Annotated in this window: 25 protein-coding genes and 1 pseudogene; 12 read left to right on the top strand and 14 right to left on the bottom strand. The window is 66.4% G+C overall.

The annotated features are described in order from the left end of the window. The first annotated feature begins 8 nt into the window (after positions 1-8). Positions 9-1088 (top strand): zinc-binding dehydrogenase, encoded by a 1080-nt coding sequence (locus AB4Y36_RS06330; protein ID WP_368682567.1) that lies wholly within the window; start codon positions 9-11, stop codon positions 1086-1088. 74 nt (positions 1089-1162) lie between these two features. On the opposite strand, the gene AB4Y36_RS06335 is transcribed toward AB4Y36_RS06330, so the two are convergent. Further along, positions 1163-2458 carry an aspartate carbamoyltransferase gene (locus AB4Y36_RS06335; protein ID WP_069261789.1) on the bottom strand — a complete coding sequence of 432 codons (1296 nt, stop codon included), beginning with the start codon at positions 2456-2458 and terminating at the stop codon, positions 1163-1165. 189 nt (positions 2459-2647) lie between these two features. Here AB4Y36_RS06335 and AB4Y36_RS06340 point away from each other — a divergent pair, with 189 nt between their 5' ends. Then, complete coding sequence (locus AB4Y36_RS06340) at positions 2648-2773, top strand: hypothetical protein (protein ID WP_256094458.1); 126 nt, start codon at positions 2648-2650, stop codon at positions 2771-2773. Between the two features lie 137 nt (positions 2774-2910). Continuing rightward, positions 2911-3765 (top strand): 4-hydroxy-tetrahydrodipicolinate synthase, encoded by an 855-nt coding sequence (dapA, locus tag AB4Y36_RS06345; RefSeq protein WP_368682568.1) that lies wholly within the window; start codon positions 2911-2913, stop codon positions 3763-3765. Positions 3766-3954: 189 nt separating this feature from the next. On the opposite strand, the pseudogene AB4Y36_RS06350 reads toward dapA, so the two are convergent. The 6 genes and pseudogenes from AB4Y36_RS06350 to AB4Y36_RS06375 form a co-directional block, all read right to left on the bottom strand. Then, positions 3955-4185: pseudogene (locus AB4Y36_RS06350) on the bottom strand (DUF2866 domain-containing protein); the annotation flags it as partial. Positions 4186-4448: 263 nt separating this feature from the next. Further along, positions 4449-4649, bottom strand: coding sequence for a DUF3562 domain-containing protein (locus AB4Y36_RS06355; RefSeq protein ID WP_028202533.1), 201 nt, complete (start codon positions 4647-4649; stop codon positions 4449-4451). Positions 4650-4918: 269 nt separating this feature from the next. After that, positions 4919-5980: an alkene reductase gene (locus AB4Y36_RS06360; protein WP_069261792.1), complete on the bottom strand. Its 1062-nt coding sequence runs from the start codon at positions 5978-5980 to the stop codon at positions 4919-4921. Positions 5981-6080: 100 nt separating this feature from the next. Beyond that, the gene (locus AB4Y36_RS06365; protein ID WP_368682569.1) at positions 6081-6404 is read right to left on the bottom strand and encodes an ArsR/SmtB family transcription factor; all 324 of its coding nucleotides are present in this window, start codon (positions 6402-6404) and stop codon (positions 6081-6083) included. A 232-nt stretch (positions 6405-6636) separates the two neighbouring features. Continuing rightward, positions 6637-7917: an MFS transporter gene (locus tag AB4Y36_RS06370; RefSeq protein ID WP_368682570.1), complete on the bottom strand. Its 1281-nt coding sequence runs from the start codon at positions 7915-7917 to the stop codon at positions 6637-6639. A 24-nt stretch (positions 7918-7941) separates the two neighbouring features. Then, positions 7942-9396, bottom strand: a complete 1455-nt coding sequence (locus AB4Y36_RS06375) for a M20 family metallopeptidase (protein ID WP_368682571.1) — start codon at positions 9394-9396, stop codon at positions 7942-7944. A gap of 145 nt (positions 9397-9541) precedes the next feature. Here AB4Y36_RS06375 and AB4Y36_RS06380 point away from each other — a divergent pair, with 145 nt between their 5' ends. After that, the gene (locus AB4Y36_RS06380; protein ID WP_368605706.1) at positions 9542-10441 is read left to right on the top strand and encodes a LysR family transcriptional regulator; all 900 of its coding nucleotides are present in this window, start codon (positions 9542-9544) and stop codon (positions 10439-10441) included. Between the two features lie 12 nt (positions 10442-10453). On the opposite strand, the gene AB4Y36_RS06385 is transcribed toward AB4Y36_RS06380, so the two are convergent. After that, complete coding sequence (locus AB4Y36_RS06385; RefSeq protein WP_083245009.1) at positions 10454-11035, bottom strand: cytochrome b; 582 nt, start codon at positions 11033-11035, stop codon at positions 10454-10456. A 263-nt stretch (positions 11036-11298) separates the two neighbouring features. On the opposite strand from AB4Y36_RS06385, the gene AB4Y36_RS06390 reads away from it, so the two are divergent. Continuing rightward, positions 11299-12780, top strand: coding sequence for a methyl-accepting chemotaxis protein (locus tag AB4Y36_RS06390; RefSeq protein WP_083245010.1), 1482 nt, complete (start codon positions 11299-11301; stop codon positions 12778-12780). A gap of 144 nt (positions 12781-12924) precedes the next feature. Next, positions 12925-13359 carry a hypothetical protein gene (locus tag AB4Y36_RS06395; protein ID WP_069261799.1) on the top strand — a complete coding sequence of 145 codons (435 nt, stop codon included), beginning with the start codon at positions 12925-12927 and terminating at the stop codon, positions 13357-13359. A gap of 202 nt (positions 13360-13561) precedes the next feature. Here AB4Y36_RS06395 and AB4Y36_RS06400 read toward each other — a convergent pair whose 3' ends face one another. Further along, a complete protein-coding gene (locus tag AB4Y36_RS06400; protein ID WP_368682572.1) occupies positions 13562-14248 on the bottom strand; it encodes an NADPH-dependent F420 reductase in 687 nt (228 codons plus the stop codon). A 103-nt stretch (positions 14249-14351) separates the two neighbouring features. Between AB4Y36_RS06400 and AB4Y36_RS06405 the strand changes: the two genes are divergently transcribed. After that, positions 14352-15323 carry a LysR family transcriptional regulator gene (locus AB4Y36_RS06405; protein ID WP_368682573.1) on the top strand — a complete coding sequence of 324 codons (972 nt, stop codon included), beginning with the start codon at positions 14352-14354 and terminating at the stop codon, positions 15321-15323. Between the two features lie 5 nt (positions 15324-15328). Here AB4Y36_RS06405 and AB4Y36_RS06410 read toward each other — a convergent pair whose 3' ends face one another. Beyond that, a complete protein-coding gene (locus AB4Y36_RS06410; protein WP_368682574.1) occupies positions 15329-16162 on the bottom strand; it encodes an oxaloacetate decarboxylase in 834 nt (277 codons plus the stop codon). 301 nt (positions 16163-16463) lie between these two features. Between AB4Y36_RS06410 and AB4Y36_RS06415 the strand changes: the two genes are divergently transcribed. Continuing rightward, complete coding sequence (locus tag AB4Y36_RS06415; protein WP_342946670.1) at positions 16464-17459, top strand: LacI family DNA-binding transcriptional regulator; 996 nt, start codon at positions 16464-16466, stop codon at positions 17457-17459. A 35-nt stretch (positions 17460-17494) separates the two neighbouring features. Here AB4Y36_RS06415 and AB4Y36_RS06420 read toward each other — a convergent pair whose 3' ends face one another. Beyond that, the gene (locus tag AB4Y36_RS06420) at positions 17495-18241 is read right to left on the bottom strand and encodes an IclR family transcriptional regulator (RefSeq protein WP_069261804.1); all 747 of its coding nucleotides are present in this window, start codon (positions 18239-18241) and stop codon (positions 17495-17497) included. Between the two features lie 198 nt (positions 18242-18439). Here AB4Y36_RS06420 and AB4Y36_RS06425 point away from each other — a divergent pair, with 198 nt between their 5' ends. Beyond that, positions 18440-19627, top strand: a complete 1188-nt coding sequence (locus AB4Y36_RS06425) for a pyridoxal phosphate-dependent aminotransferase (protein ID WP_368607023.1) — start codon at positions 18440-18442, stop codon at positions 19625-19627. Between the two features lie 38 nt (positions 19628-19665). Here the strand turns inward: AB4Y36_RS06425 and AB4Y36_RS06430 are convergent, their stop codons facing one another. Continuing rightward, positions 19666-19899 (bottom strand): hypothetical protein, encoded by a 234-nt coding sequence (locus tag AB4Y36_RS06430; RefSeq protein ID WP_069261806.1) that lies wholly within the window; start codon positions 19897-19899, stop codon positions 19666-19668. A 37-nt stretch (positions 19900-19936) separates the two neighbouring features. Next, positions 19937-20401: an Lrp/AsnC family transcriptional regulator gene (locus AB4Y36_RS06435; RefSeq protein ID WP_069261807.1), complete on the bottom strand. Its 465-nt coding sequence runs from the start codon at positions 20399-20401 to the stop codon at positions 19937-19939. A 135-nt stretch (positions 20402-20536) separates the two neighbouring features. On the opposite strand from AB4Y36_RS06435, the gene AB4Y36_RS06440 reads away from it, so the two are divergent. Continuing rightward, positions 20537-21163, top strand: a complete 627-nt coding sequence (locus tag AB4Y36_RS06440; protein WP_368682575.1) for a LysE family translocator — start codon at positions 20537-20539, stop codon at positions 21161-21163. An 89-nt stretch (positions 21164-21252) separates the two neighbouring features. On the opposite strand, the gene AB4Y36_RS06445 is transcribed toward AB4Y36_RS06440, so the two are convergent. Further along, entirely contained in the window at positions 21253-21759 is a 507-nt protein-coding gene (locus AB4Y36_RS06445; RefSeq protein WP_368616703.1) for a DUF1993 family protein, read from the bottom strand. Between the two features lie 351 nt (positions 21760-22110). On the opposite strand from AB4Y36_RS06445, the gene AB4Y36_RS06450 reads away from it, so the two are divergent. Both AB4Y36_RS06450 and AB4Y36_RS06455 read left to right on the top strand, forming a co-directional pair. Further along, positions 22111-22707: a hypothetical protein gene (locus AB4Y36_RS06450; protein WP_368607022.1), complete on the top strand. Its 597-nt coding sequence runs from the start codon at positions 22111-22113 to the stop codon at positions 22705-22707. A gap of 352 nt (positions 22708-23059) precedes the next feature. Next, complete coding sequence (locus tag AB4Y36_RS06455) at positions 23060-23329, top strand: RNA-binding protein (protein ID WP_069261810.1); 270 nt, start codon at positions 23060-23062, stop codon at positions 23327-23329. Positions 23330-23331 lie beyond the last annotated feature (2 nt).

Genomic DNA, 23331 nt, shown 5'->3' on the forward strand with positions numbered 1-23331 from the left:
GAGAAGCCATGAAAGCCTGGATGCTCGATCAACCCGGTCAACCGCTCGCACTGCGCGACGTGCCGCAACCCGAACCGCGCCGCGGCGCGCTGCTGGTGCGCGTGGAGGCCGTGCCGCTCCTGAGCTATACGCGCCAGTACGTGCAGGGCAAGCTGCCCTACGGCTACCCGCAGGGGCCGTTTTCGCCGGGGACCAACGGCATCGGTCGGGTGCTAGCGGTCGGTGAAGGCGTGTACGGCTATCGCGTCGGCCAGCGCGTCGCGCTGAGCCCCTACTGGATCGCCGACGAAGCGCTGCGCGAGCCCGCCCAGGCGCTGCTCGGGCTCACGGCGATCAGCCCGGACAGCGGGCCGATGCTCGGCGATTATCCGCACGGCACGCTGCGCGAGGCGGTCGAGTTTCCGGCCTCGACGGTATTTCCGCTCGATGGCCTCGAACATGTTCCTTCGGCGCAGCTCGCGGCGCTCGGCAAGCTCGTGGTGCCGTTCGGCGGCCTGCGGCGCGGCCGGCTCGCGGCAGGCGAAACTGTGGTGGTGAACGGCGCGGCCGGCGCGTTCGGCTCGGCGGCCGTGCTCGATGCGCTCGCACTCGGCGCAGGCCGTGTGGTGGCGCTCGGACGGCGCGCGGCGGCGCTGGCGCCGCTCGCGAAGCTCGGCGGCGGGCGTGTGGTCACCGTCGCGCTCAGCGGTGAGATGGCGCGCGACGTGGAGGCCATCCGTGCGGCCGCGAACGGCGGCGCCGATCTCGCCTTCGACATGGTGGGCCACGCCACCGACCCGGGCGCTACGCTCGCTGCGCTGCGCAGCCTGCGCCGCAACGGCCGCATGGTGCTGATGGGCAGCATGGAGGTGGATCTGCCGATCAAGTATGGCGAGATGCTCATCAACAACTGGGAGTTGATGGGCCACTTCATGTACAGCGGTGCGGACTACCGTGCGCTGATCGCGCTCGTGCAGTCCGGGCAACTGCCGCTCGATGCGATCGAAGTCCAACGTCACCCGTTCGATGCGCTGGAGACCGCGATCGACGCGGCGGAAAAGGCGGAAGGGCTGACCTGCGTGACGGTCTGCACCTCGCAAGGCGCTTGAGCGCGCCATAAACAAATCGGCCCGCAAGCGCGATTGACGCTTGCGGGCCGATGACGTTGCGAGTGCAGCGAGGTTCAGTCGATGCCGTGGAACACGGCGTCGTCCGGGCCGAGGTAGGCAGGCGGACGCCAGACAGCGTCGCGCATCGAGTGCTGCACGAGATTTTCCACGCCCAGCAGCACCGCGAAGATCGCCATGCGCACCGGAATGCCGTTGTCGGTCTGGCGGAAGATCGCGAGGCGCGGATCGTGGTTCAGATCGGTCGAGAGATCGTTGGCGCCCGGGCGGCTATCGCGCGGCAGCGGGTGCATCACGAGCGTTTCAGCGCTGCAGCACTCGTCCATCGTTGCCTGGTTGATCTGGAATTCGGGCGTGTAGCCTTCGAACGACTCGTCGGCGAAGCGCTCCTTCTGGATGCGGGTGGCGTACACCACATCCGCACCGCGCAGACCCGCGCGCAGGTCGTGCGTCTGCTCGACCACATGGCCGTTGGTCGAGATCTTGTCGACGATGTACGCCGGCATTTCGAGCTGCGGCGGCGAAATGAGCGTGAACTTGATGCCGCGATACAGCGCGAGCAGCTTCACGAGCGAGTGCACCGTGCGGCCGTACTTGAGGTCGCCCACGAGCGCGATATGCGCGCCGTCGACGATCTTGCCCAGACGCGAGAACTCGCGCTGGATCGTGTAGAGATCGAGCAGCGCCTGGCTCGGGTGCTCGCCGGGACCGTCGCCGCCATTGATCACGGGGATGTTCACGGCGCGCGCGAATTCGGCTACCGAGCCTTGATCAGGATGCCGAATCACCATCGCATCCACGTAGCCGGCCATCACGCGGCTCGTGTCGTAGATCGATTCGCCCTTGGCCATCGAGGAGAACGTGAAGCCGGTCGTGTCGCACACCGAACCGCCCAGACGGCAGAACGCTGCGCCAAAGCTCACGCGTGTACGCGTGCTGGCTTCGAAGAACAGGTTGCCGAGCACCGCGCCTTCGAGCACGCGCGAGATTTTCCGGCGGCGCGCGATGGGCTGCATGATGTCGGCCACGCGGAACAGGGCCTCGACGGAGTCGCGCGAGAACTGGTCCACGGAAAGCAGTTGCGGCTTGCCCTCGAACTGCATTTGGCTGGCGAGCGAACGCGCCGAGTCTACGCTTTGCGTATAGTCTTCGCGCGGCTCGCCGTTGCCGACGATTTCCGAAACGAAGCGCTCGACGATCTCCGGCATGGCGCGCGATTCCTGCGACTCCTCGGGCAGCAGCCACGTGTCGAGCGCGCGACGCGACACGCCGATGCGGCTCGCAAATGCGTCGCGGGTCATGTTCAGACGCCGCATGGCGTCACGGAGGAAGGCTTGTTGCGGAACGCTCATGCTGGCACCCGTGATTTCTGGTTAATGTACGCGGTGCGTATATTAGTTCGGCGGTGTGAGAAGTCAAGTTCTTTTGTCGGAGGAGCGCTCGAGAAACCGTTCTGCGCGCGTGAGACCGTGCCGCTCGCGCAGCCCGCCGCTTGCTGGCACCCGCCCGCAACTGCGCGATCTCGGGTTAAACTGCGCGACATGCTACGTAACCCGCTCCGCCACGACCTGCCGAATCTCACCGCCGCCACGCGCGCGGTGTCGTCGCTCGCGCAGGCCACTTCGGTGTGGGTGAAAGCCAAAGCCAAAAAACAGCCGCTCATCTGACCGGAGTCTGCTGTTCCGTCAGATGTGCGACGGAATAGCCAGTCGAAGGCGCCCTGCCTTCCGCCTCACTCACGGCTTGCTTCCCTCCTGCGCACCGCTGAACGGACCTTCCATACGGTCGAGTTCAAGGGAAAGTCATGTCTGAGTTTTCGGGTATCTGGATTCCGCTCATCACGCCGTTCAACGCCGGTGCAGTCGATCACGTTGCGCTCGACGCGCTCGTGCGCCACTACGTCGAGGCCGGGGTGGCCGGCTTCGTCGCGCTCGGCACGACCGGCGAGCCCGCCGCGCTGAGCGACGCGGAAGCGGACGACGTGCTCGCCACCGTGCTGGCGTCGGCGGGCGGCCTGCCAGTCGTGGCGGGCGTGAGCGGCAATCACACGGCGGCCGTCTGCGAGCGGATCGCGGCGCTCAACGAGCAGCCCATCGCGGGCGTGCTGGCGGCCGCGCCTTACTACATCCGCCCATCGCAGGCGGGTGTGATCGGCCACTTCGCGGCGCTCGCCGATGCAAGCCGCAAGCCCCTGATCGTCTACGACATTCCCGCGCGCACGGGCGTGCGCATCGAGTTGCCGAGCCTGCTCGAACTCGCGGCGCACGAGCGCATCGTCGCGGTGAAGGACTGCGGCGGCTCGCTCGACAAGACGCTCGCGCTGATTCTCGACGGCCGTTTGCAGGTGCTCTGCGGCGAGGACATCGACATGTTCGGCGCGATGTGCGCGGGCGCGAGCGGGGCAATTGCGGCGTCGGCGCATTGGCGGCCGGAGCGTTTCGTGGGGATGGCGCGCGCGTTGCAGGAAGGGCGTCTCGCCGATGCGCGCGCGATCTGGCACACACTCGTGCCGCTCGTGCGTGCGGCGTTCGCGGAGCCGAATCCGGGCCCGGTGAAGGCGGGGCTCGCTGCGTGCGGGCGTATCCGCAATGAACTGCGCGCGCCGATGACGCGTGTGAGCGATGAGCTGGAGGCGTCGCTGGTGCGCCTCGTGGTTTGACGCTGCCCGTGCGGGAAGGGTGCGTGGTGGGATGAGATGCTGGGGCAGGTGCGGCGTGCGCCGGTTCTTGTGCGCCGCCCGGAAGCGGCGCGTCTAGCGCGCCGCGCGTGCGCTCGCGGCGCCGGACGCGCGGCGGCGGCGCGAGCGAGGGCGTTCGACTGCAGCGGGTTCGCCGTTCAGCAGAATGCGGCGGCCGGGCACGTGCTGCGCAACGAGGCGGGCGATATCGAGCGCCGTGCTCTCGGCGGGCACGACCTGACGGCGGGCGCTGTCATCGAGCGGCGTCGTCCATTCGACGAGCCGGTAAGCGCGGCCCCACGGATGCTGGAGCGGCGTGGACACCCGGCACGACGCGACCGTCGAAGCGGCGCCGTCGCGCAGCAGGGACTGCAGGTGCACTAGTACATCGTCTTCAACCATGACCTCGCTCCTCCTAAGCTTGCCGCGCAAAAAAACGCCGCCGATGTTCCGGCGGCTCAACAGGGGTTGAGCCTATGTTTGCAGCAAAGAATTAAACCAACCTTAAGAGAGGGCTTGGGCGCCGGCAGCCCGAGTGTGACCGGCACGGCCGATGGCGGCGCCGGCGCGAGCCCTATGCGGGCGCGCACCAGCCAGAAAAATGCTGTGGGGCGGAGCGGCCGGCCTGCGTGTGGCCGGCGCAAAGACAAGCTGACAGACGGCGATTAGTGCGGTTTCGTGCCATTTTGCCGCAGCGTCGCACGCGTCTTGCGGGCGGCGAAAAGCGGCAGATAGTCCTGGATGCGCGCTTGCGCTCGATATTCATTGAGCGTGTCGGCGTAGATGCGCGCGACCGTTTCCTCCGGCGTGTTGGTTTCTTCGGCGATGGTATGGACGATCTCGGAAGCATCGGCGGTCTTCGGCATGACTTGGCTCCGGTCAGCGAGGTGGGGTTGGCAGGCGGGTTTCAATTCAAGGACATCCGGACGCGGGATACCAATTGAATCCACCTATCGCGCAAAACCGCCATACGCGCATCACAAGCGTGAACTGTCTGAGCATTGACGCTTGCTCGCGCGAGCCCTGTATTTTCGGGGCTTCCAGCGCAAAAACGGCCACGGCGAGCCAGAATGTCTGCGCCGTGGCCGCCTGATGGCATGCGGCCATGGGCCGCACGCGCTCTGCTTATGTCACCTTACGCCGCGGTTTCGAGCGACGGGTAGTCCGTGTAGCCCGTTTCGCCGCGCGCGTAATACGTCGACGGATTCGGCGCGTTGAGCGGCGCGTTCAATTCGAAACGGCGCGGCAGGTCGGGGTTGGCGATGAAGAGCTGCCCCCACGCGACCGCGTCGGCTTCGCCTGCCGCGAGCACCGCTTGCGCCGATTCGAGCGAGAACTTTTCGTTCGCGATGAACGGACCACCGAATTCGGCCTTCAGCTGCGGCCCGAGACGGTTGTCGCCAAGCGATTCGCGCGCGAACAGGAACGCGATCTTGCGCTTGCCAAGCTCGCGCGCCACATACCCGAACGTCGCCGCCGGATTCGAATCGCCCATCGTGTGAGCGTCGCCGCGCGGTGCGATGTGCATGCCTACGCGATCCGCGCCCCACACATCGATACACGCGTCGGTGATTTCAAGCAGCAGGCGCGCGCGATTTTCGATCGAGCCGCCATAGGCGTCCGTGCGCTGGTTGGTGGTGTCCTGCAGGAACTGGTCGAGCAGGTAGCCGTTCGCGCCGTGAATTTCCACGCCGTCGAAACCGGCCGCTTTCGCGTTGATCGCGCCCTGGCGGAACGCGGCGATCACGCCGGCGATCTCTTCGGTTGCGAGCGCGCGCGGCGTGACGAAGCCGCGTTGCGGACGCACGAGGCTCACGTTGCCTTGCGGCGCAATGGCGCTGGGCGCCACCGGCAGTTCGCCGTTCAGGAACACAGGGTCGGACACGCGACCGACGTGCCACAGTTGCAAGAAGATGCGGCCGCCCGCGGCATGCACCGCATCGGTCACGATCTTCCAGCCTTCCACTTGCTCCTGCGACCAGATGCCCGGCGTTTCGGCATAGCCGACGCCTTGCGGCGTCACCGAGGTCGCCTCGCTGATGATGAGGCCGGCCGTGGCGCGTTCGGCGTAGTACTTCGCCATGAGTTCGTTGGGCACGCGCACTTCACCGGCGCGTTGACGCGTGAGCGGGGCCATGATGATGCGGTTCGGCAGCGTGAGGTCGCCGATCTGGATGGGGTCGAAAAGCGTTGCCATGTAGGGTCACCTTGTCTGCGGGCGCGGCCCGCGGGCTGAAAAGCGATACAGGAATCGAAACGGACGATGCGTATTCAGCAGATGTTTCGTCGCTGAAGCATCACAACTGCGCGTTCATATGGGCGATAAACGCCTCGATGACCGGCTCGTTGCGCTTGAAGAACACCCACTGCCCCACGCGTTTGGACGTGACGAGTCCCGCCTTCTGCAAAACGGCCAGATGCGCGGACACCGTCGATTGCGAAAGCTCGCAATGCGCGTCGATCTTGCCCGCGCAAACGCCGTTTTCGAGCGGCAGCTCCTGGTCGCCAAAGTGCACCTGCGGCTCGCGCAGGCACGCAAGAATCTCGCGGCGCACCGGATTGGAGAGCGCCTTGCAGATCGCGTCGACGTCTAGAGCGGGAGTGGAAGGGGAATTCTTCATCGAGGCTGCATCGTAACTGTCCGAATCATATATCGGATTTCTACGATATGGGCGATGGCACTGATTTCAATAGGGTTGTCGGTACATCTCGCGTTCGCTCCCCGCTTTCGCGTGGTCTAGCGCGATGCACAACACCGGGAAACAACGCCTGGCAGTCGGTAAATTCGCCGGCCCGAGCCCATTGCATCGCGTGGATCACCGCTGCGTTAGCAGCGACCCGCACGCATTCGATTCAAGCCGTCGCCTGCTGCGCAACCCTGGTCGTGACGCGCACGCGGCTCACATACGCCAGCGCGGACAAACTGATCATGGCGGTCGCAATCAGCCAGTAACTCGGCGCGCTCTTGTCGCCGGTGGCGCTCAGCATCCACGTGACGATGGCTGGGGTAAAGCCGCCGAACACGGTCACGCCGATGTTGTAGCCGATCGACATGCCGGTGGCGCGCGTCGCGGCCGGGAAGATCTCGGCCATGAGCGCGGGCAGGGCGCCGAAATAGATCGACTTCAGCAGCGCGAGCCACGCAATCAGCACGAAGAGCGCAACCGCACTCGTATGGCCGGTTGCCCAGGCGAAGCCCGGGTACGCGCTCGCGAGGAAGAGCAGCGCGACACAAGTCATCTGCGTGCGCCGCCCGATGCGGTCGGACAGATGCCCCGCGAACGGCGTGACGACGGTGAGGATCACGCCGCCCGCCATCGTCGCCGCGAAGCCGGTTGCCGCAGGCAGATGCAACTGGCGGATCGCGAACGTGGGAATGTATTGCAGCAGATAGTTGACCGCCGTCGAGACAGTCATCAGGCCGATCGCCGTGAGCACGAGCCGCTTTTGCTGGCCCAGCACTTCGCGCACGGGCGTTTCGGTACGCGCGCTGCGTTTGAAGTCCTCGGCGTCTTCAATGAAGCGGCGCAGATAGAGGCCCACCGGACCAATCAGTAATCCGAAGAAAAACGGCAGGCGCCAGCCCCAGGCGGCGAGATCGGCGGGCGCCATGAGGCGGGCGAGTCCATAGCCGAACGAGGCCGCGAGCAGCGTGGCGAGGCCTTGCGTCGCGAACTGCCAGCTCGCGAGAAAACCGCGACGGTGCGGCGCATGCTCGATCAGCATGGCCGTGGACGCACCGAACTCGCCGCCCGCCGAAAAGCCCTGGATGAGCCGCGCGGCGAACACCGCGAGCGGCGCGGCAAGGCCTATCGTCGCGTAGTCGGGAATCAGCGCGATGATCGCTGTGCCGACCATCATGAGGCTGACCGAGAGCATCAGCGCGGCCTTGCGTCCGCTACGGTCGGCATAGGCGCCCAGTACCGCGCCGCCGAGCGGCCGCACGAGATACGATGCGCCGAAGGTGCCGAACGTGAGCAGCATCGAAACGGTCTCGTTGACCGCCGGAAAGAAGTGCTTGCCGATGTACACCGCGAAGAACCCGTAAATGGCGATGTCGAACCATTCGAGCGCGTTGCCGGCGGAGGTGGCGATGACGAGCCTCGCAAGGCTCACGGGTTGTTTTGCGGACATGGCGGCATGCACCTTATTGGGTCGTCAGGCGAAGGCGTCGGCGGGTTGCGTCGCGCGTGCTTGCGCTTGCGCCGATGCGCGGCTTGCGGCGAGACGCGCGGCGTCGTCGCCGAGGTCCCACCAGAGTCCGGCCATCACGGCGAGCGCCTCGCGTGCGACGGAGCCGAGCAGGTGTTCGTTCGGCGCGTGCTGCGCGCAGGCCGGATACGAGTGCGGAACCCAGAGCGTCGGCAGGCCGAGCGTGTACGCGAATACGTCGTTCGGCACCGTGCCGCCGAGGTTCGGCAACAGCGCCGGCTTCTTTCCGGTCGACGCGCGCAGCGAATCGAGCGCCCAGTGCACCCAGGCGTCGTCGGGGTCGAGCCGCGTCGCGGCGGACGTCTGCGTGACGCGCACCTGCACGTCGTCAAAGCCGAGCCGCGCGAAGTGCGCTTCGAGATGCTCGCCCACGCGCGCGGCGTCCGTGCCCACCACGAAGCGCAACTGGCAAGTGGCCTTGGCCGTGGGCGGGATCGCGTTGACGGGCGCGTCGGGGTTGCCGGTCTTGAACGCGAGCACTTCGAGTGTGTTCCAGGCGATCACGCGCTCGGTGGGCGTGAGGCCGGGCTCGCCCCAGTCGGGATCGATCGCGGGGGCGTCGTCGTCGCCGCCGAGCACGATGTCGCCAAGCGCCTCGCGCACGCTTGCGGACACGGGCGGCGGACGCAGCCCGTCCACGGCGATGGCGCCGCGCCGGTCGACGAGGCTCGCGATCGCGTGCGACAGCACGATGGCTGGATTGCGCAGCGCGCCGCCCCAGTTGCCCGAGTGATGCGCACCGCGGCGCAGATCGACGAGCAGTTCGAACGTCACGCCGCCGCGCGAGCCGAGGAACAACGTGGGGCGTTCGGCCAGCACGCGGGGGCCGTCGGAGGCGATGAACACGTCCGCCGCAAGTGTGTCGCGATGGGCGGCGCACACGGCGTCGAGGCCCGGCGAGCCGATTTCCTCGCCGGTTTCGAAGATCACCTTCATGTTGTAGCCGAGCTTGCCGCCGCGCGCGTCCATCACCGCGGCGAGCGCGGCGAAGTTCACGGAGTGCTGGCCCTTGTTGTCGGCGGTGCCGCGGCCATACCAGCGGTCGCCTTCCACGGTGACGGTCCAGGGCGCGAGACCCTCGCGCCACTGCTCGTCGTAGCCGCGCACGACGTCGCCGTGGCCGTAGGTCAGCACACTCGGAAGCGCGGGGTCTTCGATGCGCTCGGCGATCAGAAACGGCGCGCGCGCGCCTGCGGGATTCTCGACCACGCGGCACGTGAAGCCGAGCGACGAGAGGGAGGGCATCACCTCGTCGGCGAGATAGGCGACGAGCGCGCGGGCCTGCTCGGGATTCTGGCTTTCAGTGCGAAAGCCCACGCGGCGCTGGAGGTCGGCGAAGAAAGCGCCGGAATCATAGACGCGCACGGCGCGGTCGATGGCGGTTTGTCGGGTCTCGTTCAAAAGGGCTCCTCTCATGCCTGGGTGCAGGGAATGAAAGCAGTCTAGGAATGCCAAAAATTCGCAACAATTTCAAAATTTGCGGATAGCATTGCCGAAACGGCAACACAAACAACGCCCACTGAGCGCCCACTGAACGGATAAGCCGATGCTTCATGGAATCGCCTTGCGCTACTTCGTCGAGGTCGCGCGCACCGGGTCGCTAGCCGCGGCCTCGGAGAACCTGCACGTCGCCGTCTCGGCGATCAGCCGGCAGATCAGCAAGCTGGAGGAGGACGTGGGGACGGCGCTCTTCGAGCGCATGCCGCGTGGGATGGTGCTGACCGAATCGGGCGAGCGGCTGGCCGAGCACGCGCGGCGTGCGCTGCTGGAGGGTGACGCGGTGCTCGCCGAAATCGCCACGGCCAAGGCGCTCGGGCACGGCATCGTCCGAATCGGCTGCACGGAGGGCTTTACGCGCTCGTTTCTGCCCCACGTGCTCGCGCAGCATCACGCCGCCGCGCCGCACGTGCATTTCAATCTGCGCTCGGGTACGCCTTCGCAGGTCGAGCAGTGGGTGGCCACGGGCGAGGCGGACCTGGGGCTGGCGTTTTCGAGCGGAGACCCCGCGAAGGTCTACGTGCAGTACAGCGCACAGGCGCCGGTCTGCGCACTGCTCGATCCGGGGCATCCGCTGGCGCAGCGCCGCTCGCTCACGCTCGCGGACCTGCGCGATTATCCCGTCGCGCTGCTCGAACGCGGCAACACGGCGCGCCAGCTATTCGACGAATGCTGCGCGCGGCACGGCATCAAGCTCGAACCCATTCTCACGAGCAACAATTCGAGCGCGCTGCACGCGTTCGCTGCGCTGGCGGGCGCGATCACGCTCGGCAGCCGGCTCTCGCTGTCGGGACTCGCGGACGATCTTTCGCTGGTGGCGAAGCGCTTCGACGAACCGACGCTCAACCAGCGCAACCTGTGTGTGATGACGATGCGCGACCGGCGGCTTTCACGCCCCATCGAAGGGGTGCTGAGGGCGCTGATCGGTGCGATCGAACGGGCGTTGTGAAGGACCGGCGCCTCAGCGCTTGCCCGCGCGCCCCGTCATGCGTCCCAGGATGTCCACGCGCTGCACCAGTTGATGGTAGATCACCGCGAGCACGTGCCCGGCGATCAGTACGTACGTCAGGTACGCCAGCCAATAGTGGATCTTCGAGCCGAGATGGCCGAGCGCCTTGTCTGCCGGCACGACGGCGGGGACCTGATACAGCCAGAACCAGTTCACCGGATGGCCGCCGCCATACGAGTTGATATATCCACTGATCGGCATGGCAAAGAGAATCAGATACAGCAGGCCATGGCCGATATGCGCGAGCTTCTGCTCGAACGCCGGAATGCGTTGCGGCAGCGGCGGCGCATTGCCCGCAAGCCGCGTCACCACGCGGATCAGCGTGAGCAGCAGGACGGTCAGGCCAATCGATTTGTGGAAATTCACCCAGCTGCCGTGCGACGGGTCATGACGGTCCATCGTCGTCATGTACCACGCCACCGGGATCACTACGAACATGCATAGCGCGCTCAGCCAGTGCAGCACGCGCAGCGTCAAGCCATAGGTGGGACGTGCGAACGACAACGCAGAAACGGATTGCGGGCTTCGGGACATGGTAGAGGGCCTTTTCGCGATCGAATTGACCTAGCCTGCCACAAAAACAGCACTGCGGAACATCCCCGGGCGATGCAGTTTTGTTAGGTCCCGTTACAACGGCTGGCGTCAAAATGACATTGGATGATAAGTCAACCATAATTCCTCAATGGATTTCCCTTATCTAGCTGCCGGTACGCCTGCCGATAACTGCGTAATGTGATTCGGCCTGTCTGCCTCACTCTGGCCATAAGTTGCATTGTCAATCAGGAGTCGAGAATTCCATGCCCAGCAATTTCGCAGAAGCCCCGTTTGGCGAGGCCTACGCCCCAGCCAATGCCGCTCGACGGGTAGCGGCCGTCGAAAGCCCGCTCATGAACGCGCGCAAACGAGCCGACAGGGCTTGCGCGCTGGTCAACTGGATTCTTCTGGCGGGCGCCTTGGGGATCGGCTTGCACTTCGACGCGCTCACGCCCGTGCTCGTCGTCGGGTTGCCGCTAGCGCTCGTTTCCACGGCGCTCGCGCTTGCGTTGCCGGGGCTCAAGATCACCAGAATGGGTTCCGCGCTCACCTTCATGGGCGGCGCGGCCCTACTGATCGACGTGGGAGGCGGGCAGGACGAGTTTCACTTCGTCGTGTTCATCCTGCTCTCGCTGCTGCTCGCCTATCGCGACGTGCAGGTGGTGCTGCTCGCTACCGGCTTCATCTCCATCCAGCAACTCGCGTTCAACTATTTTCAGGCTTGGGGCTGGCCGGTCAGGGTCTATTCGCAGACGGGCTTCGACGTCGTGGCGCAGCACTGGGCGTTTCTCTGGCTGCAAACCTTGTTCATCGCGGCGATTTCGGCGCGCCAGGAGCGCGACGCAAACATCGCGGGCGAACTCGCGGCCATGTCGGAGGGGATCGGCCAGGCCTCGGGTTACATCACGCTGGGCGAGCAAACGAGCCGGCCCGCGAGCGATGTGGCCGGGGCATTCCACGCCACGCTCGCTGCCGTGCGTAAAACGCTGCTGCAGGTGCGCGACAGCGTGAGTGAAGTTTCGGAGTCCGTAGCAGGAACCAGCGCGCGTAACGCCGTCCTTTCCGAGCGGACCGAGCAACAGCGCCATTCTCTGGAAGGCATGGTCGCGGCGATGGAGCAGCTCAAGCAAAGCGTGCATGAGAGCGTCGATCACGCAATGGCGGCGAGCGAGCTGGCGGGCTCCGCGAGCGAAGTCGCGACCCAGGGGCGCGGGGCGATCAAGGCGGTGATCGATACGATGGGCGACATTTATCGTTCGTGCGAACGCATTACCGACATCATCGGCGTGATCGACGGCATCGCGTTCCAGACCAACATTCTAGCGCTCAACGCGTCGGTCGAGGCCGCGCGCGCGGGCGATCAGGGGCGGGGATTCGGCGTGGTGGCGGAGGAGGTCCGCACGCTGGCCCAGCGCAGCGCCTCGGCTGCGAAGGAGATCCGGGCGCTGATCGGGGAGTCGGTCGAGCGCGCACGCACGGGCAACGGTCTCGTCGAAAGCGCGGGCAATACGGTGGGCGAGGTGCTCGAAAGCGTCACGCGTCTGTCGGCCATCGTTCACGAAATGGCGACGGCCACCGGCGCGCAGCGCGCGGGCATCGACCAGCTGGGCGAGAACATCGCCCACATCGACGCGGCGATACGAGAAAACGCGGCGCATGTCGCCGACACGGTGGAGCAGGTCGAGCAGCAGCATCGCCAGACGGCCTTGCTCGCCAGCGCGGTCAAGGTGTTCAGACTGGATTGAGCGGCGTCGCGACGCGTTTTCGGGGCGCGACCCGAAGAAGACCATTTTGTTACACCTCTTACGGCGCTTGGCCTCCGGCGTTACAAAGCCCTTTCACGTTGGCCGCTATACTCGGTTCCGTCTCAAAAACGTAAGAGAACAACTATGTCGAAGAAAATCATCCAGATGGTTGCCGTTGCTGCGCTGACTGCTGCAGCCTCGCTGCCGGCGCTCGCCGGCGATATGAACAACGCACTGGGTGGCGCGCTGGGCGGCGTCGCCGGCGCGGCTCTGGGCGGCGCCGTGGGCGGCAGCACCGGCGCGGTGATCGGCGGCGCGGTGGGCGGCGGCGCGGGTGGCGCAGTCACCTCGAATCGTCGCGAACGCACGGGCGCCATCATCGGCGGCGCGCTCGGCGGCGGCGCTGGCACTGCCGCGGGCAATGCCATGGGCGGCCGCACCGGCGGCCTGATCGGCGCGGCCGTGGGCGGCGGCGCGGGTTCGGCGCTCGGCGGCAATGTCTCGCGATCGAACTCGTACGCCGACGACTATTCGCGCGGCTATCACGGCAAGCACCACAAGCACCGTCACTACGACTAAGCACAGCTTGCCGGGCGCAACGGCTAAGCGCCGCTGCGCCTCGTCATTTCGCGCCGCTGTATCCCGCGGCGCTCGCCGGGCCGTTCTGGCCCGCGCGCAACTCCCTCCCTGCTTATGCTAGACCGCATCCGGGTGCCTGGCCGCGTTGGCTTCGTGCTGTTTGATTCGGTATGCCAGGCGATTTCCCCGGTATCGGTGAACGTCAATCCTGTCGCGGTTTGCGGCGCCACGAGCCATGTGGCAGTTCCTTGTCTCGCTCGGCCGCGGTGAGCGCGGCGCGCAGTTGCGTCTGGTTAAGCGGAATGCAATAGGCCGGTTTCGCGCGCTCGAAACGCCAGCTGTCGGCAAGCGAACCTGCGTCGAGCACATCGAAATCGAGCTGTGTGTGCAGCGCGGCCACGAGCGCCTTCGCCGCTTCGTCGTCTGCCGCGACGGGTAGCGCGCGCCGTCCGCCTTCAACAGGCGGCCGCTCTTCGCGCGGCAGGTCGTACGCAAGAATCGCACTGAACGCCTTGACCACCCGTGCGCCATTCAACTGCTGCGCAACGCGTTCGCTCGTCGCCTCGCGGTGTTCGTCGAACGCGGCAATGGCACCGTCGCGGGCCGGATAGTAGTTCATGGTGTCGATGACGACTTTGCCCGCGAGCGTTTTGGCCGGTATCTCGCCGAGCGCGGCCAGCGGCAGCGCCGCGATCACGATCTCGCCGAACGACGCGGCTTGCTCCAGCGTGCCGATCCTGCAGCCGAGCGCCGCCGCCTCTTCCGCGCGCGCCTCGGGATGACGCGACGAGAGCATCACCTCATGCCCCGCCTGCGCGAGCAGTTTGCCCAGCGTCGAGCCGATCTCGCCCGCGCCGAGAATGCCGACAGCCAATCGATGTTCGTTCATGGGAAGCCCCGTGGTTTGCAATGGAGCCTCCAGCGTAGCGCCGAAACTGTCATGCGATAATCGGACACCCCGGTGAAACACTTGAAACGTTAGATTTCCAATCGTGGACAAATTGACCAGCATGACCGTGTTCGTGAAGACCGCCGAATCCGGTTCGTTCACGGCGGCGGCACGCATGCTCGCGATGACGCCGCAAATGGCGGGCAAGCATGTCGACGCGCTGGAAAAGACGCTAGGCGTGCGGCTGCTGCAGCGCTCGACGCGCAAGCACGCGCTCACAGAGGCCGGCCGCGCCTATTTCGAAGCCTGCCGCCGTGTGCTCGAAGAGGCGGCCGCCGCGGAGGCCGTCGCGCTCGCGCAGACCGGCCACCCGCAAGGCACGCTGCGCGTGACGGCGCCCGTCTCGTTCGGCGCTTTCCGGCTTGCGCATGAAATCAAGGCTTTTCTCTCGGATTGCCCGGACGTGAAAGTCGATCTCGTGCTGAGCGACCGGCAATTCGACCTCTTGCAAGATGGTTTCGATGTCGCGTTTCGTATCGGCGCGCTGCCCGACTCGCAACTGGTCGCGCGGCCGCTCGCGCCCTATCGGCTCGTGCCGTGTGCCGCGCCGGCCTATCTCGCCGCGCACGGAACGCCGGCGCATCCGCGCGAACTCGCGCAGCACGTGTGCCTCGATTACGCATTCGACAGCTTTCCGGCGCCCCAAACGTGGATCTTCAAGGACGGCGACACGCAGATCGAAGTCGAGCCGCGCGGCCAGCTGCGCAGCAACGACACCCGCGCGTTGGTCTCGGCGGCGGAGGCGGGAGTGGGAATCGTGCTGGCGGGCGAGCCGAACCTCGCGCCTTCGGTGGCGGCGGGGCGGCTCGTGCCGCTGCTCGAGGCGTATGCCGCGCCGGTACGGCCCATGCATCTGCTTTACGCGGATCGCCGCGCGCAGGCTCCCAAGCAGCGCGCGTTCGTGGCGTGGGCGCTGGCGTGCTTTGGCGAAGCGGGCCGCGTCGCCGGCGCGCGGGCGCCTGCGTCCCCGCTCGTTCGTCGTTCGGCGCGCAAGCCGCGCACCGAACGCACATAGCGTGATTAGCTCTCGCTACGGAAGACGGCATTGAGCGTCGCGCCGGGGGCCGCGCCTTCGAAGCCGTCGAAACGCCCTTCGGTGAGCCGTTGCGCCGCGTGCATGAAGCCGCCCCATGCGGTGCGGGCGAGCGCGCCGCCCACGCTCACACGGCGCACGCCCAGCGCGGCGAGATCGTCGAGCGTGAAGGCCGACTTCGCGCCGATCAGCACGTTCACCGGCTTCGGCGCGACAGCGGTGACGACGGCCACGATCTGCTCGCGTGTCTGGATGCCGGGCGCATAGAGGCAATCCGCGCCTGCCTGCGCGTACGCCCGCAGGCGAGCGATGGCGTCGTCGAGATCGGGCACGCCCGCCACGAAGTTCTCCGCGCGGCCGACGAGCACGGTGTCGCCGCTACGCGCGTCGATGGCGCGCCGCGCCGCCCGCATGCGCTCGACGGCGATCTCGATCGGCAGCAGCGGCGCTGCGTCGTCGCCAGTTGAATCTTCCACGGAAAGCCCGGCGACGCCGGTCTCGACGGCGAGGCCGACGCTTGCTTCGACGCCTGCGGGATCGGCGCCAAAGCCGCTTTCGAAGTCGGCGTTCACGGGCAGGTCGGTTGCCGCGACGATCTCACGCAGGTGCGCGAGGATCGCGTCGCGCGGCAAGGTGTTGTCGGCGTGGCCGCGCGACCAGGCGAACCCGGAACTTGTAGTCGCGAGCGCCTTGAAGCCGAGACTCTGGAGATAACGCGCGCTGCCCACGTCCCACGGGTTCGGCAGCACGAAGCAACCGGCGGCGTGCAGCGCACGAAACTCGGCGCGTTTCTCGGCGATGGTGCGGGCGGGTCCTGACATGGCAAGTTTCCTCCTGGCTCGTGGGTGGGCGGCGGGGTGTCTGCGCAGGCGTGCGTATTCTCTGGCGCCCGTCACCGATTGTGACCGAATTCCTGGATTCCCGAATCGAACGGCGTTCGCCTGCGCCGCGATTTCGGTGAAGATAAGGATGGCGAATTAAATGAACGCCTACGAAGGCGATGGCATGCAAAGGGGCGAAACGAGGAAAAGAAGGGCGCAGCCGTTATGATATGCGTTCTTTTTATTTTGCCGCCCAGCCGCGATGTCCAAAACCAGCGCTCCGAAACCCACGCCGCCCCGCATGTCCGATGTCGCTCGTCTCGCGGGCGTTTCGAAGATGACGGTGTCCCGCGTGATGGCAGGGCGCAGCGCGTCGGAGGCGACCCGCGAGCGCGTGCAGCGCGCCATCGACGAGTTGGGCTACGTGGCCGACGCGGCCGCCGGCGCGCTTTCCTCGGGACGCTCGTCGTTCGTCGCCGTGCTCGTGCCGTCGCTTTCCAGCTCCAACTTCTCGGACACTGTGAGCGGCCTGACCGCCGTGCTCGAACCGCAAGGGCTCGAACTGCTGATCGGCGACACCGACTACTTCCTCGATCGCGAGGAGCGTCTCGTGCGCCAGATGCTGCGCCACCAGCCGCGCTGCATCGCGCTCACGGGCGCGCAGCATACGGACGCCACGCGCACGCTGCTGCAGCGCTCGGGCGTACCGGTCGTCGAAATGTGGGACCTGCCGACGGAGCCGATCGACATGGCCGTGGGCTTTTCCAACGTGAGCGCCGCGCGCGAGATGGTGCGCTATCTCGCGGACAAAGGTCATCGCCGCATCGGCTTTCTTGGCGGCGCGGGCGACCTGGACCGGCGCGGCCTCGACCGCCTCAAGGGCTTTCAGATGGAGATGAAGGCGCTCGGGTTCGAAAGGCACCGCGTCGTGCAACTCGGCGACTCGCCGGTCACGATGAGCCACGGCGCACCCGCCATGGCGGAACTGCTCGAGCGCTGGCCCGACACCCAGGCCGTGATGTGCGTGAGCGACATGTCGGCGTTCGGCGCGATCATGGAGTGCCAGCGGCGCGGCCTCAGCGTGCCCCGCGATATGGCGGTTGCCGGCTTCGGTAACTTCGAGATCGCGGCGTGCTGCCATCCGGCGATCACCACGATCTCGGTCGATGCCTACGGCATTGGTCAGCGCACCGGCGAGGCGATCGTCGCGGCCCTCGCGGCAGCGGACGGCTCGAGTGCGTCGCATCCCTTGAAGACACGCATCCAGTACGCCGTCATGCCGCGCGAGAGCGCTTGAGCACGCGACGCGAGCGTGCTCAAGCGCTCGCGTCGTTAAAGTCCCTTGGCGATGCGCTGCGCCATCTCGACCACCGCGATGGCGAGCCGTTTTTCGCGCCGCGCGTCCAGCCGCTCCAGCGGCAGGCTCGCGCTGACCGCCACACGCTTGCCGAGCGCCGTCACGCCGACGAACGCCGCGAAGCACGCGATGCCCGCCGTCACTTCTTCCCGCTCGTGCGCGAGGCCCGAGCGCCGTATCGCCGCGAGCGCCGCAATGAGGTCCTGTTTGCGCGTGATGGTGTTGGCCGTTACAGCGGGCAGCTGGCGCGGCAGGATGGCGTTGACCTCATCATCGGAAAGACTGGCGAGCAGCGCCTTGCCCAGCGCGCTGCAGTGCGCGGGCAGCCGCGAGCCGAGATCGGAGACGAGGCGCACGGGTCGCGCGGGGTCCTCGCGCGCGAGATACACGACCTCCGCGCCGTCCAGCACCGCAAGCTGAACCACTTCGTTATGCGTCGCGACGAAAACGGTCGCTTCCTGGCGGAATACTTCCTGGAGCCGATCGTGCCGCACGTAAGCGCTGCCTAGCTCGAACAACGTGAGACCGACGATATAGCCGTCGGCGCGCTTTTCGATCCAGCGGCGGCGCTCGAGCGAGTCGAGCATCAGGTAGAGCGTGCTGCGCGAGAGGCCGGTGGCCTGCGCGATTGCCGCCGCGCGCATCGGGCCTTGAGCGTGCGCCAGCACGTCGAGAATATCGTGTATGCGCCGGAGCGCCGGGACTTCGTAGGGTGAGGACATGGAGCTGCGTGCCGGGTTTGCCGGCAAAAGATCATCCAACAGGCTGGAAATACTAACACCACGTTGGATGCGCGCACGAGCGCATCGACATTTCTCAGCGGCATCGTTCCTTGGTATCGTTGCACACACGCATCAACGGGAACGGTTTGAACGCCATGGCGCGCGAGGCGCGCCGCATGTTCGGGAGAGTTGCGAAAGATGAAGTATTCGAATCTGGTCGAGCGGTTGCAGGGCCGTCGCACGACAGCGTGGGAGATCCATCACGCAGCGGTGCAGGCCGCTGCGCGTGGCGAGGACGTGATCGTGCTGAGCGTGGGCGACCCGGACTTCGGCACGCCCGCGCCCATCGTCGAGCGCGCCGTGGCCGCGCTGCGCGAAGGCGATACGCACTACTCGGCCATCATGGGCCGCGAGCCGCTGCGCGAAGCAATTGCTCGCGAGCATACGCAGCAAAGCGGGCGCGTGGTCGGGGCGCACAACGTGATTCTCTGCGCGGGCGCGCAGAACGGCTTGTTCGCATCGTCGCTCTGTTTGCTGGAGGTCGGCGACGAAGTGCTCGTGCCCGAGCCGATGTACCTGACCTACGAGGCCGCGATCCGCGCCTCGGGCGCAACGCTCGTGCCGGTGCCCGTCGATCCCGGAAACGGTTTTCATCTCGACTGTGACGCGCTCGATGCAGCGGTCACGCCGCGCACGCGCGCGATCTTCTTCGCGACGCCGTGCAACCCCACCGGCGCGGTGATGCCGCGCGCGCACCTCGAACGCGTCGCGCAACTGGCGAAGCGGCACGACCTGTGGGTGCTCTCCGACGAGGTCTACGCCGACCTCACGTTCGAGCGCGAGCACGTCAGCATCGCCGCGCTCGACGGCATGGCGGAGCGCACGGTCACGCTCGGCAGTCTCTCGAAGTCGCATGCCATGCCGGGCTGGCGCCTCGGCTGGGTGATCGCGCCGGAAACGATGATTGCGCATCTGGCGCGGCTCGCGCTCTGCATGCTCTACGGGTTGCCCGGTTTCATCCAGGAGGCGGCGATCACGGCGCTCGACAACCGCGCGCAGATCGTCGCCGAAATGCGCGAGATCTATCGCCGCCGGCGCGACATCGTCTACTCGCGGCTGGCGGGCGTGCCGGGGCTCGAGTGCCTGTTGCCGGAAGCGGGCATGTTCATGATGATCGACATCCGCGGCACAGGCCTCGACACGCACGCGTTCACCTGGCAGCTGTTCGAAGCGCAGAAGGTTTCCGTGCTCGACGCGAGCGCGTTCGGAGAGACCGCAAACGGCTATGTGCGGCTGGGTTTCGTCGTGGACGAAGCGAGGCTCGTCGAGGCCTGCGAGCGGATCGCGGCGTTTGTCCGGGAGCGTGCCGCAGCCGCGACGCGCTAGCGGGTCTTTCGCCGGGCGCGCAGCAAACGCGGGCAAGCTCAGCGTTCGCCGTCGAAAAGATCGTTGAGCATCTCGTCGAAGGCGGCCTGGGCGTCTTCCAGTTCCTGGAGCGCCATGTCGAAGGTCTGCAGTGCGAACTGCGACGGCTTGCCGTCGCCTTCCGGCGGAAACTGCGATTGCAGCGAGGTGAACGCCGACTTGACGCGCTGGGTCGCGGTCAGGACGCGCTCCATGGCGGCGGCTTCTTCGGCTCGTGCCTGTTCTGGGGTCATCGAAAGCTCCGTTATTGCGTGAATGGGTTGGGTGCGTTCAGGGCAGGGGCAGTCCGCCCTCGGCCTTCACTTCGCGCAGCGACAGCGCCGATTCGACCGAGGTGACACCGGGCAAGCTGCGCAGCTGGTCGCGCATGAAGGTGCCATAGTCGTCGAGATCGCGGGCCACCACCTGCAAAATATAGTCCGCCGTGCCGGATACGTTGTGGCACGACAGAATGCGTTCGATCGCCAGCACCTCGCGCTCGAAGCGGTCGGCGAGCGCGCGGTCGTGCACGGCGAAGCGCACCGAGACGAATCCCACCACGCCATAGCCGAGCGCGCGGCGCGACAGCACGGCCCGGTAACGCTCGATATAGCCCTCCTGCTCGAGGCGTTTGAGGCGCCGCGCGCACGGCGTTTCGCTCAGGCCCACCGTTTCGGCGAGGCGTGCGTTCGGCATGCGCCCATCGGTTTGCAGCGCGCCGAGGATCGCCCGGTCGAGTTTGTCGAGGTCGCTCATGATGGCTGGGGAATTCTGGTGCAGATTCCGAAATCTTAGCGCATTCCACCAATATCTGGCGAAAGTGGTATGAAAATCGCCAGAAATCGCTCTGCGTGTAGCGGCAAGATAGAGCCTCTTTCACGCGAGCCCACCATGATTTCCGCCCACCTGCTGTTGATGTTCATTGTCGCGCTGATTATCGTCTGCGCGCTGCCCGGCGCCGACATGGCGCTCGTGATGCAGACCAGCATGAGCCGCGGCACGCGCAGCGGCTTCGCGGCGGCCTGCGGCCTGGGGCTCGCGCGCGCGACCCACGTGACGCTGTCGGCCTGTGGTCTCGCCGCCTTGCTGCGCAACGCGCCGTGGCTTTATGAAGTCGTGCGCTACGTGGGGGCAGCGTATCTCACGTGGATCGCCGTGCAGATCTTCCGCGCGCCGGCGTTCGCGATGCCCGAACACGAGGGCGGGGCGGTGGGGCGGCCGCGCCGCGCCGATTTCGCCAAGGGCCTGCTCACGAACCTGCTGAACCCCAAGGCGTTACTGTTCTGCTCGGTGCTGCTGCCGCAGTTCATCCGACCGGAGGCGGGCTCGGTCTGGCTGCAGGTGTCGGTGCTGGGCGTGCTGCTGGTTGCCGTGTGCGCGCTCTTCGACGTGATCTATGTGCTGGGCGCCGCGCGCATCGCGGTGTGGCTGCGCGGCAATCCGCTCGCGCAGACGGTCCAGAAGTGGGCGTTTTCGTCCGCGTTGATCGGCTTCGCGCTGCGGCTTTCGCTCGATTGAAGCCGCCGCCGGCAAAGGCGGTTGCAAGAAGGCGTGCGGCGCGCGAGGCGCCGCACGCTTTTTTTATTGCTCGTGTTTCGCGGCGCGCGTTAGCGCCCGCCAAGATAGTCGAGCTTGCCGAGTTCCACGCCGTTGTGACGCAGGATGTCGTAGGCCGTGGTGACATGGAAGAAGAAGTTGGGCAGCACGAAGCCCAGCAGATAGCTCTGGCCCGTGAACTCGATCGGGCCACTGCGCATCTTGAGCGTAATGCTGCGCGCTTCCGTGCCGTCGATCTGCTCCGGCTTGAACGTGTTCAGATACTCGATGGTCTTCTGGATACGGGCGTGCAATTCGTCGAAGGTGACCTCGACGTCCTCGAATTTCGGGGCATCCACACCGGCGAGGCGCGCCGCGCAGCCCTTTGCGGTGTCGGTGGCGATGTGGATCTGACGCATGAGCGGCAGCATGTCGGGGAAGAGCCGCGCGCCCGTCAGCACGGAGGGGTCGATCTGCTTTTCCGCCGCGTGCGCCTGCGCCTTGCCGATGATGTTTTGCAGATTGGTGAGGCCGCGCACGAGCACGGGCACCGATGCTTGATACATGGAAATGGACATGGGGTTTCCTCGTTTCTTCGAATGCGCGCGATACGCTCCGCTTTGGAGCTGACCGGGCGGCCCATTATGCGCTATCGCGTCGCGTGCTGCCATCGGCCAAATGGCCAGCATGAGCGCGACGGCCAGGCATCTGGGCGGGCGCATGGATTACCTGGGATTACAGAGCAAAAATTCCTTGTCAAACCTCGAGGTTGCGAGCGCTTGCGGCGAGGCGCTGGGGGCTGGCGCGCGATGTGCGGAACAGCATGCCCACGGGCCGATGTGCGCAATTGCCCTGACAATATTTGATTGTGGTTTAATAGCCCGGCACCAACCATCCATTGCGCATCGTGCTGCACGATGCGATCAACCATGAACGCAGAAAAGGCAGCAATACGCCGCATCGCGCGCCGCATGGCAGAAGGCAGTGTTTGTCGCACTGGCGCGTCGCACTGGCGCGCGCGAGTGTTGCGTGTTTCGCTGCTGGCGCTCGCGACTGGCAGCGCGGCACAGTCCGCATTCGCGCAGGATCCTCGGCTACTCGATACGCGCGTCACACAGGAATCGGTGACGGACACGATCTGCCGTCCGGGCTACGCCGACACCGTGGCGCCGCCGTTCGACGAGACCATGGCACTGAAGGATCGCATGCTCGCGGCGCGCGGCATCGACGCCGACGACGGTGTGGGCTACGCGCTCGACCGGCACGTGCCGATCGTCCTCGGCGGGTCGCCGGACGCCACCGCCAACTTCGACCTCATCCCATGGGGCGGCCACGCCGGCGAGCGCCGCAAGTCGCTGCTCACGGTGCGCCTGAAGCGTTGCGTGTGCGCGGGGCGCATGACCCTGGCCCAGGCGCAGGCCGCGATCACCGGCAACTGGGTGCACCAGTACGATCGCCTCACCCGCATGGAGTGCGGCGGGTCGGCAGACGAAACGACCTCGGCAAGCCGCGACGACGGGTCCTGAAGCGCAGTTTCGCGCGCACTTTTCCTCCCTCGGGCACGCTGATTGCGGCCAGAGCACACATGGGCAGCAGACAATCGGGCGGCAACGGTTAGCCATCTGGCGCCAGACAATATGCCGCAGCGCACCGCTCAGCAAATGCGACTATGCTGACATTCATCAACAACAGGGAGTCACAACAATGCTTACGTCCAGCCTTTTATTGCTTGGCGTCGCTGCCGTGCTGGGCCAGGTGGCGTGGACCCGTGCTCGCGCTCGTGCGAGCCTGCAGCCCGTGCGCGTACGCGCGACGCAACCGCGCCGGTTCCGCTAAACGCTGCACGTCGGGTCCGAAAATCCCGCGAGGTAGGCCGTCATGCATCTGACCGTCTGGAATGTTCCCGAAACCTGCAGCGAGCAGGACGTGCGCAGCTTTTTCGAGCGCGAACTCGGCAAGTACGCCAAGGGCATTACCGTTTATGACGCGGGCACGCCCAACGCGCACGCGGACGTCGAACTCGATTCCGAAGTGCCCTACGTGGCCGATGCCGTGGCGCGCGAGCTTCAGTCCCGTCGCCTCGCAGGCGTTGCGCTGAGGGTGAGCGCGCCGCCGTTCGAAGACGAAGAGCCGCCGCAACGCAACTGAGC

Source organism: Paraburkholderia sp. BR10936 (assembly GCF_040965735.1).
GTDB lineage: Bacteria > Pseudomonadota > Gammaproteobacteria > Burkholderiales > Burkholderiaceae > Paraburkholderia > Paraburkholderia nodosa_A.

What these genes read in the sequence shown, in the direction of transcription:
- AB4Y36_RS06445 (WP_368616703.1), bottom strand. Translation starts at nt 21,759, where the DNA reads ATGTCCATTTCCATGTATCAAGCATCGGTGCCCGTGCTCGTGCGCGGC.
- AB4Y36_RS06430 (WP_069261806.1), bottom strand. Translation starts at nt 19,899, where the DNA reads ATGACCCCAGAACAGGCACGAGCCGAAGAAGCCGCCGCCATGGAGCGC.
- AB4Y36_RS06355 (WP_028202533.1), bottom strand. Translation starts at nt 4,649, where the DNA reads ATGCCGAAGACCGCCGATGCTTCCGAGATCGTCCATACCATCGCCGAA.
- AB4Y36_RS06420 (WP_069261804.1), bottom strand. Translation starts at nt 18,241, where the DNA reads ATGTCCTCACCCTACGAAGTCCCGGCGCTCCGGCGCATACACGATATT.
- dapA (WP_368682568.1), top strand. Translation starts at nt 2,911, where the DNA reads ATGTCTGAGTTTTCGGGTATCTGGATTCCGCTCATCACGCCGTTCAAC.
- AB4Y36_RS06395 (WP_069261799.1), top strand. Translation starts at nt 12,925, where the DNA reads ATGTCGAAGAAAATCATCCAGATGGTTGCCGTTGCTGCGCTGACTGCT.
- AB4Y36_RS06450 (WP_368607022.1), top strand. Translation starts at nt 22,111, where the DNA reads ATGAACGCAGAAAAGGCAGCAATACGCCGCATCGCGCGCCGCATGGCA.
- AB4Y36_RS06330 (WP_368682567.1), top strand. Translation starts at nt 9, where the DNA reads ATGAAAGCCTGGATGCTCGATCAACCCGGTCAACCGCTCGCACTGCGC.
- AB4Y36_RS06400 (WP_368682572.1), bottom strand. Translation starts at nt 14,248, where the DNA reads ATGAACGAACATCGATTGGCTGTCGGCATTCTCGGCGCGGGCGAGATC.
- AB4Y36_RS06435 (WP_069261807.1), bottom strand. Translation starts at nt 20,401, where the DNA reads ATGAGCGACCTCGACAAACTCGACCGGGCGATCCTCGGCGCGCTGCAA.
- AB4Y36_RS06440 (WP_368682575.1), top strand. Translation starts at nt 20,537, where the DNA reads ATGATTTCCGCCCACCTGCTGTTGATGTTCATTGTCGCGCTGATTATC.
- AB4Y36_RS06425 (WP_368607023.1), top strand. Translation starts at nt 18,440, where the DNA reads ATGAAGTATTCGAATCTGGTCGAGCGGTTGCAGGGCCGTCGCACGACA.
- AB4Y36_RS06370 (WP_368682570.1), bottom strand. Translation starts at nt 7,917, where the DNA reads ATGTCCGCAAAACAACCCGTGAGCCTTGCGAGGCTCGTCATCGCCACC.
- AB4Y36_RS06455 (WP_069261810.1), top strand. Translation starts at nt 23,060, where the DNA reads ATGCATCTGACCGTCTGGAATGTTCCCGAAACCTGCAGCGAGCAGGAC.
- AB4Y36_RS06380 (WP_368605706.1), top strand. Translation starts at nt 9,542, where the DNA reads ATGCTTCATGGAATCGCCTTGCGCTACTTCGTCGAGGTCGCGCGCACC.
- AB4Y36_RS06385 (WP_083245009.1), bottom strand. Translation starts at nt 11,035, where the DNA reads ATGTCCCGAAGCCCGCAATCCGTTTCTGCGTTGTCGTTCGCACGTCCC.
- AB4Y36_RS06415 (WP_342946670.1), top strand. Translation starts at nt 16,464, where the DNA reads ATGTCCGATGTCGCTCGTCTCGCGGGCGTTTCGAAGATGACGGTGTCC.
- AB4Y36_RS06335 (WP_069261789.1), bottom strand. Translation starts at nt 2,458, where the DNA reads ATGAGCGTTCCGCAACAAGCCTTCCTCCGTGACGCCATGCGGCGTCTG.
- AB4Y36_RS06365 (WP_368682569.1), bottom strand. Translation starts at nt 6,404, where the DNA reads ATGAAGAATTCCCCTTCCACTCCCGCTCTAGACGTCGACGCGATCTGC.
- AB4Y36_RS06340 (WP_256094458.1), top strand. Translation starts at nt 2,648, where the DNA reads ATGCTACGTAACCCGCTCCGCCACGACCTGCCGAATCTCACCGCCGCC.
- AB4Y36_RS06410 (WP_368682574.1), bottom strand. Translation starts at nt 16,162, where the DNA reads ATGTCAGGACCCGCCCGCACCATCGCCGAGAAACGCGCCGAGTTTCGT.
- AB4Y36_RS06360 (WP_069261792.1), bottom strand. Translation starts at nt 5,980, where the DNA reads ATGGCAACGCTTTTCGACCCCATCCAGATCGGCGACCTCACGCTGCCG.
- AB4Y36_RS06390 (WP_083245010.1), top strand. Translation starts at nt 11,299, where the DNA reads ATGCCCAGCAATTTCGCAGAAGCCCCGTTTGGCGAGGCCTACGCCCCA.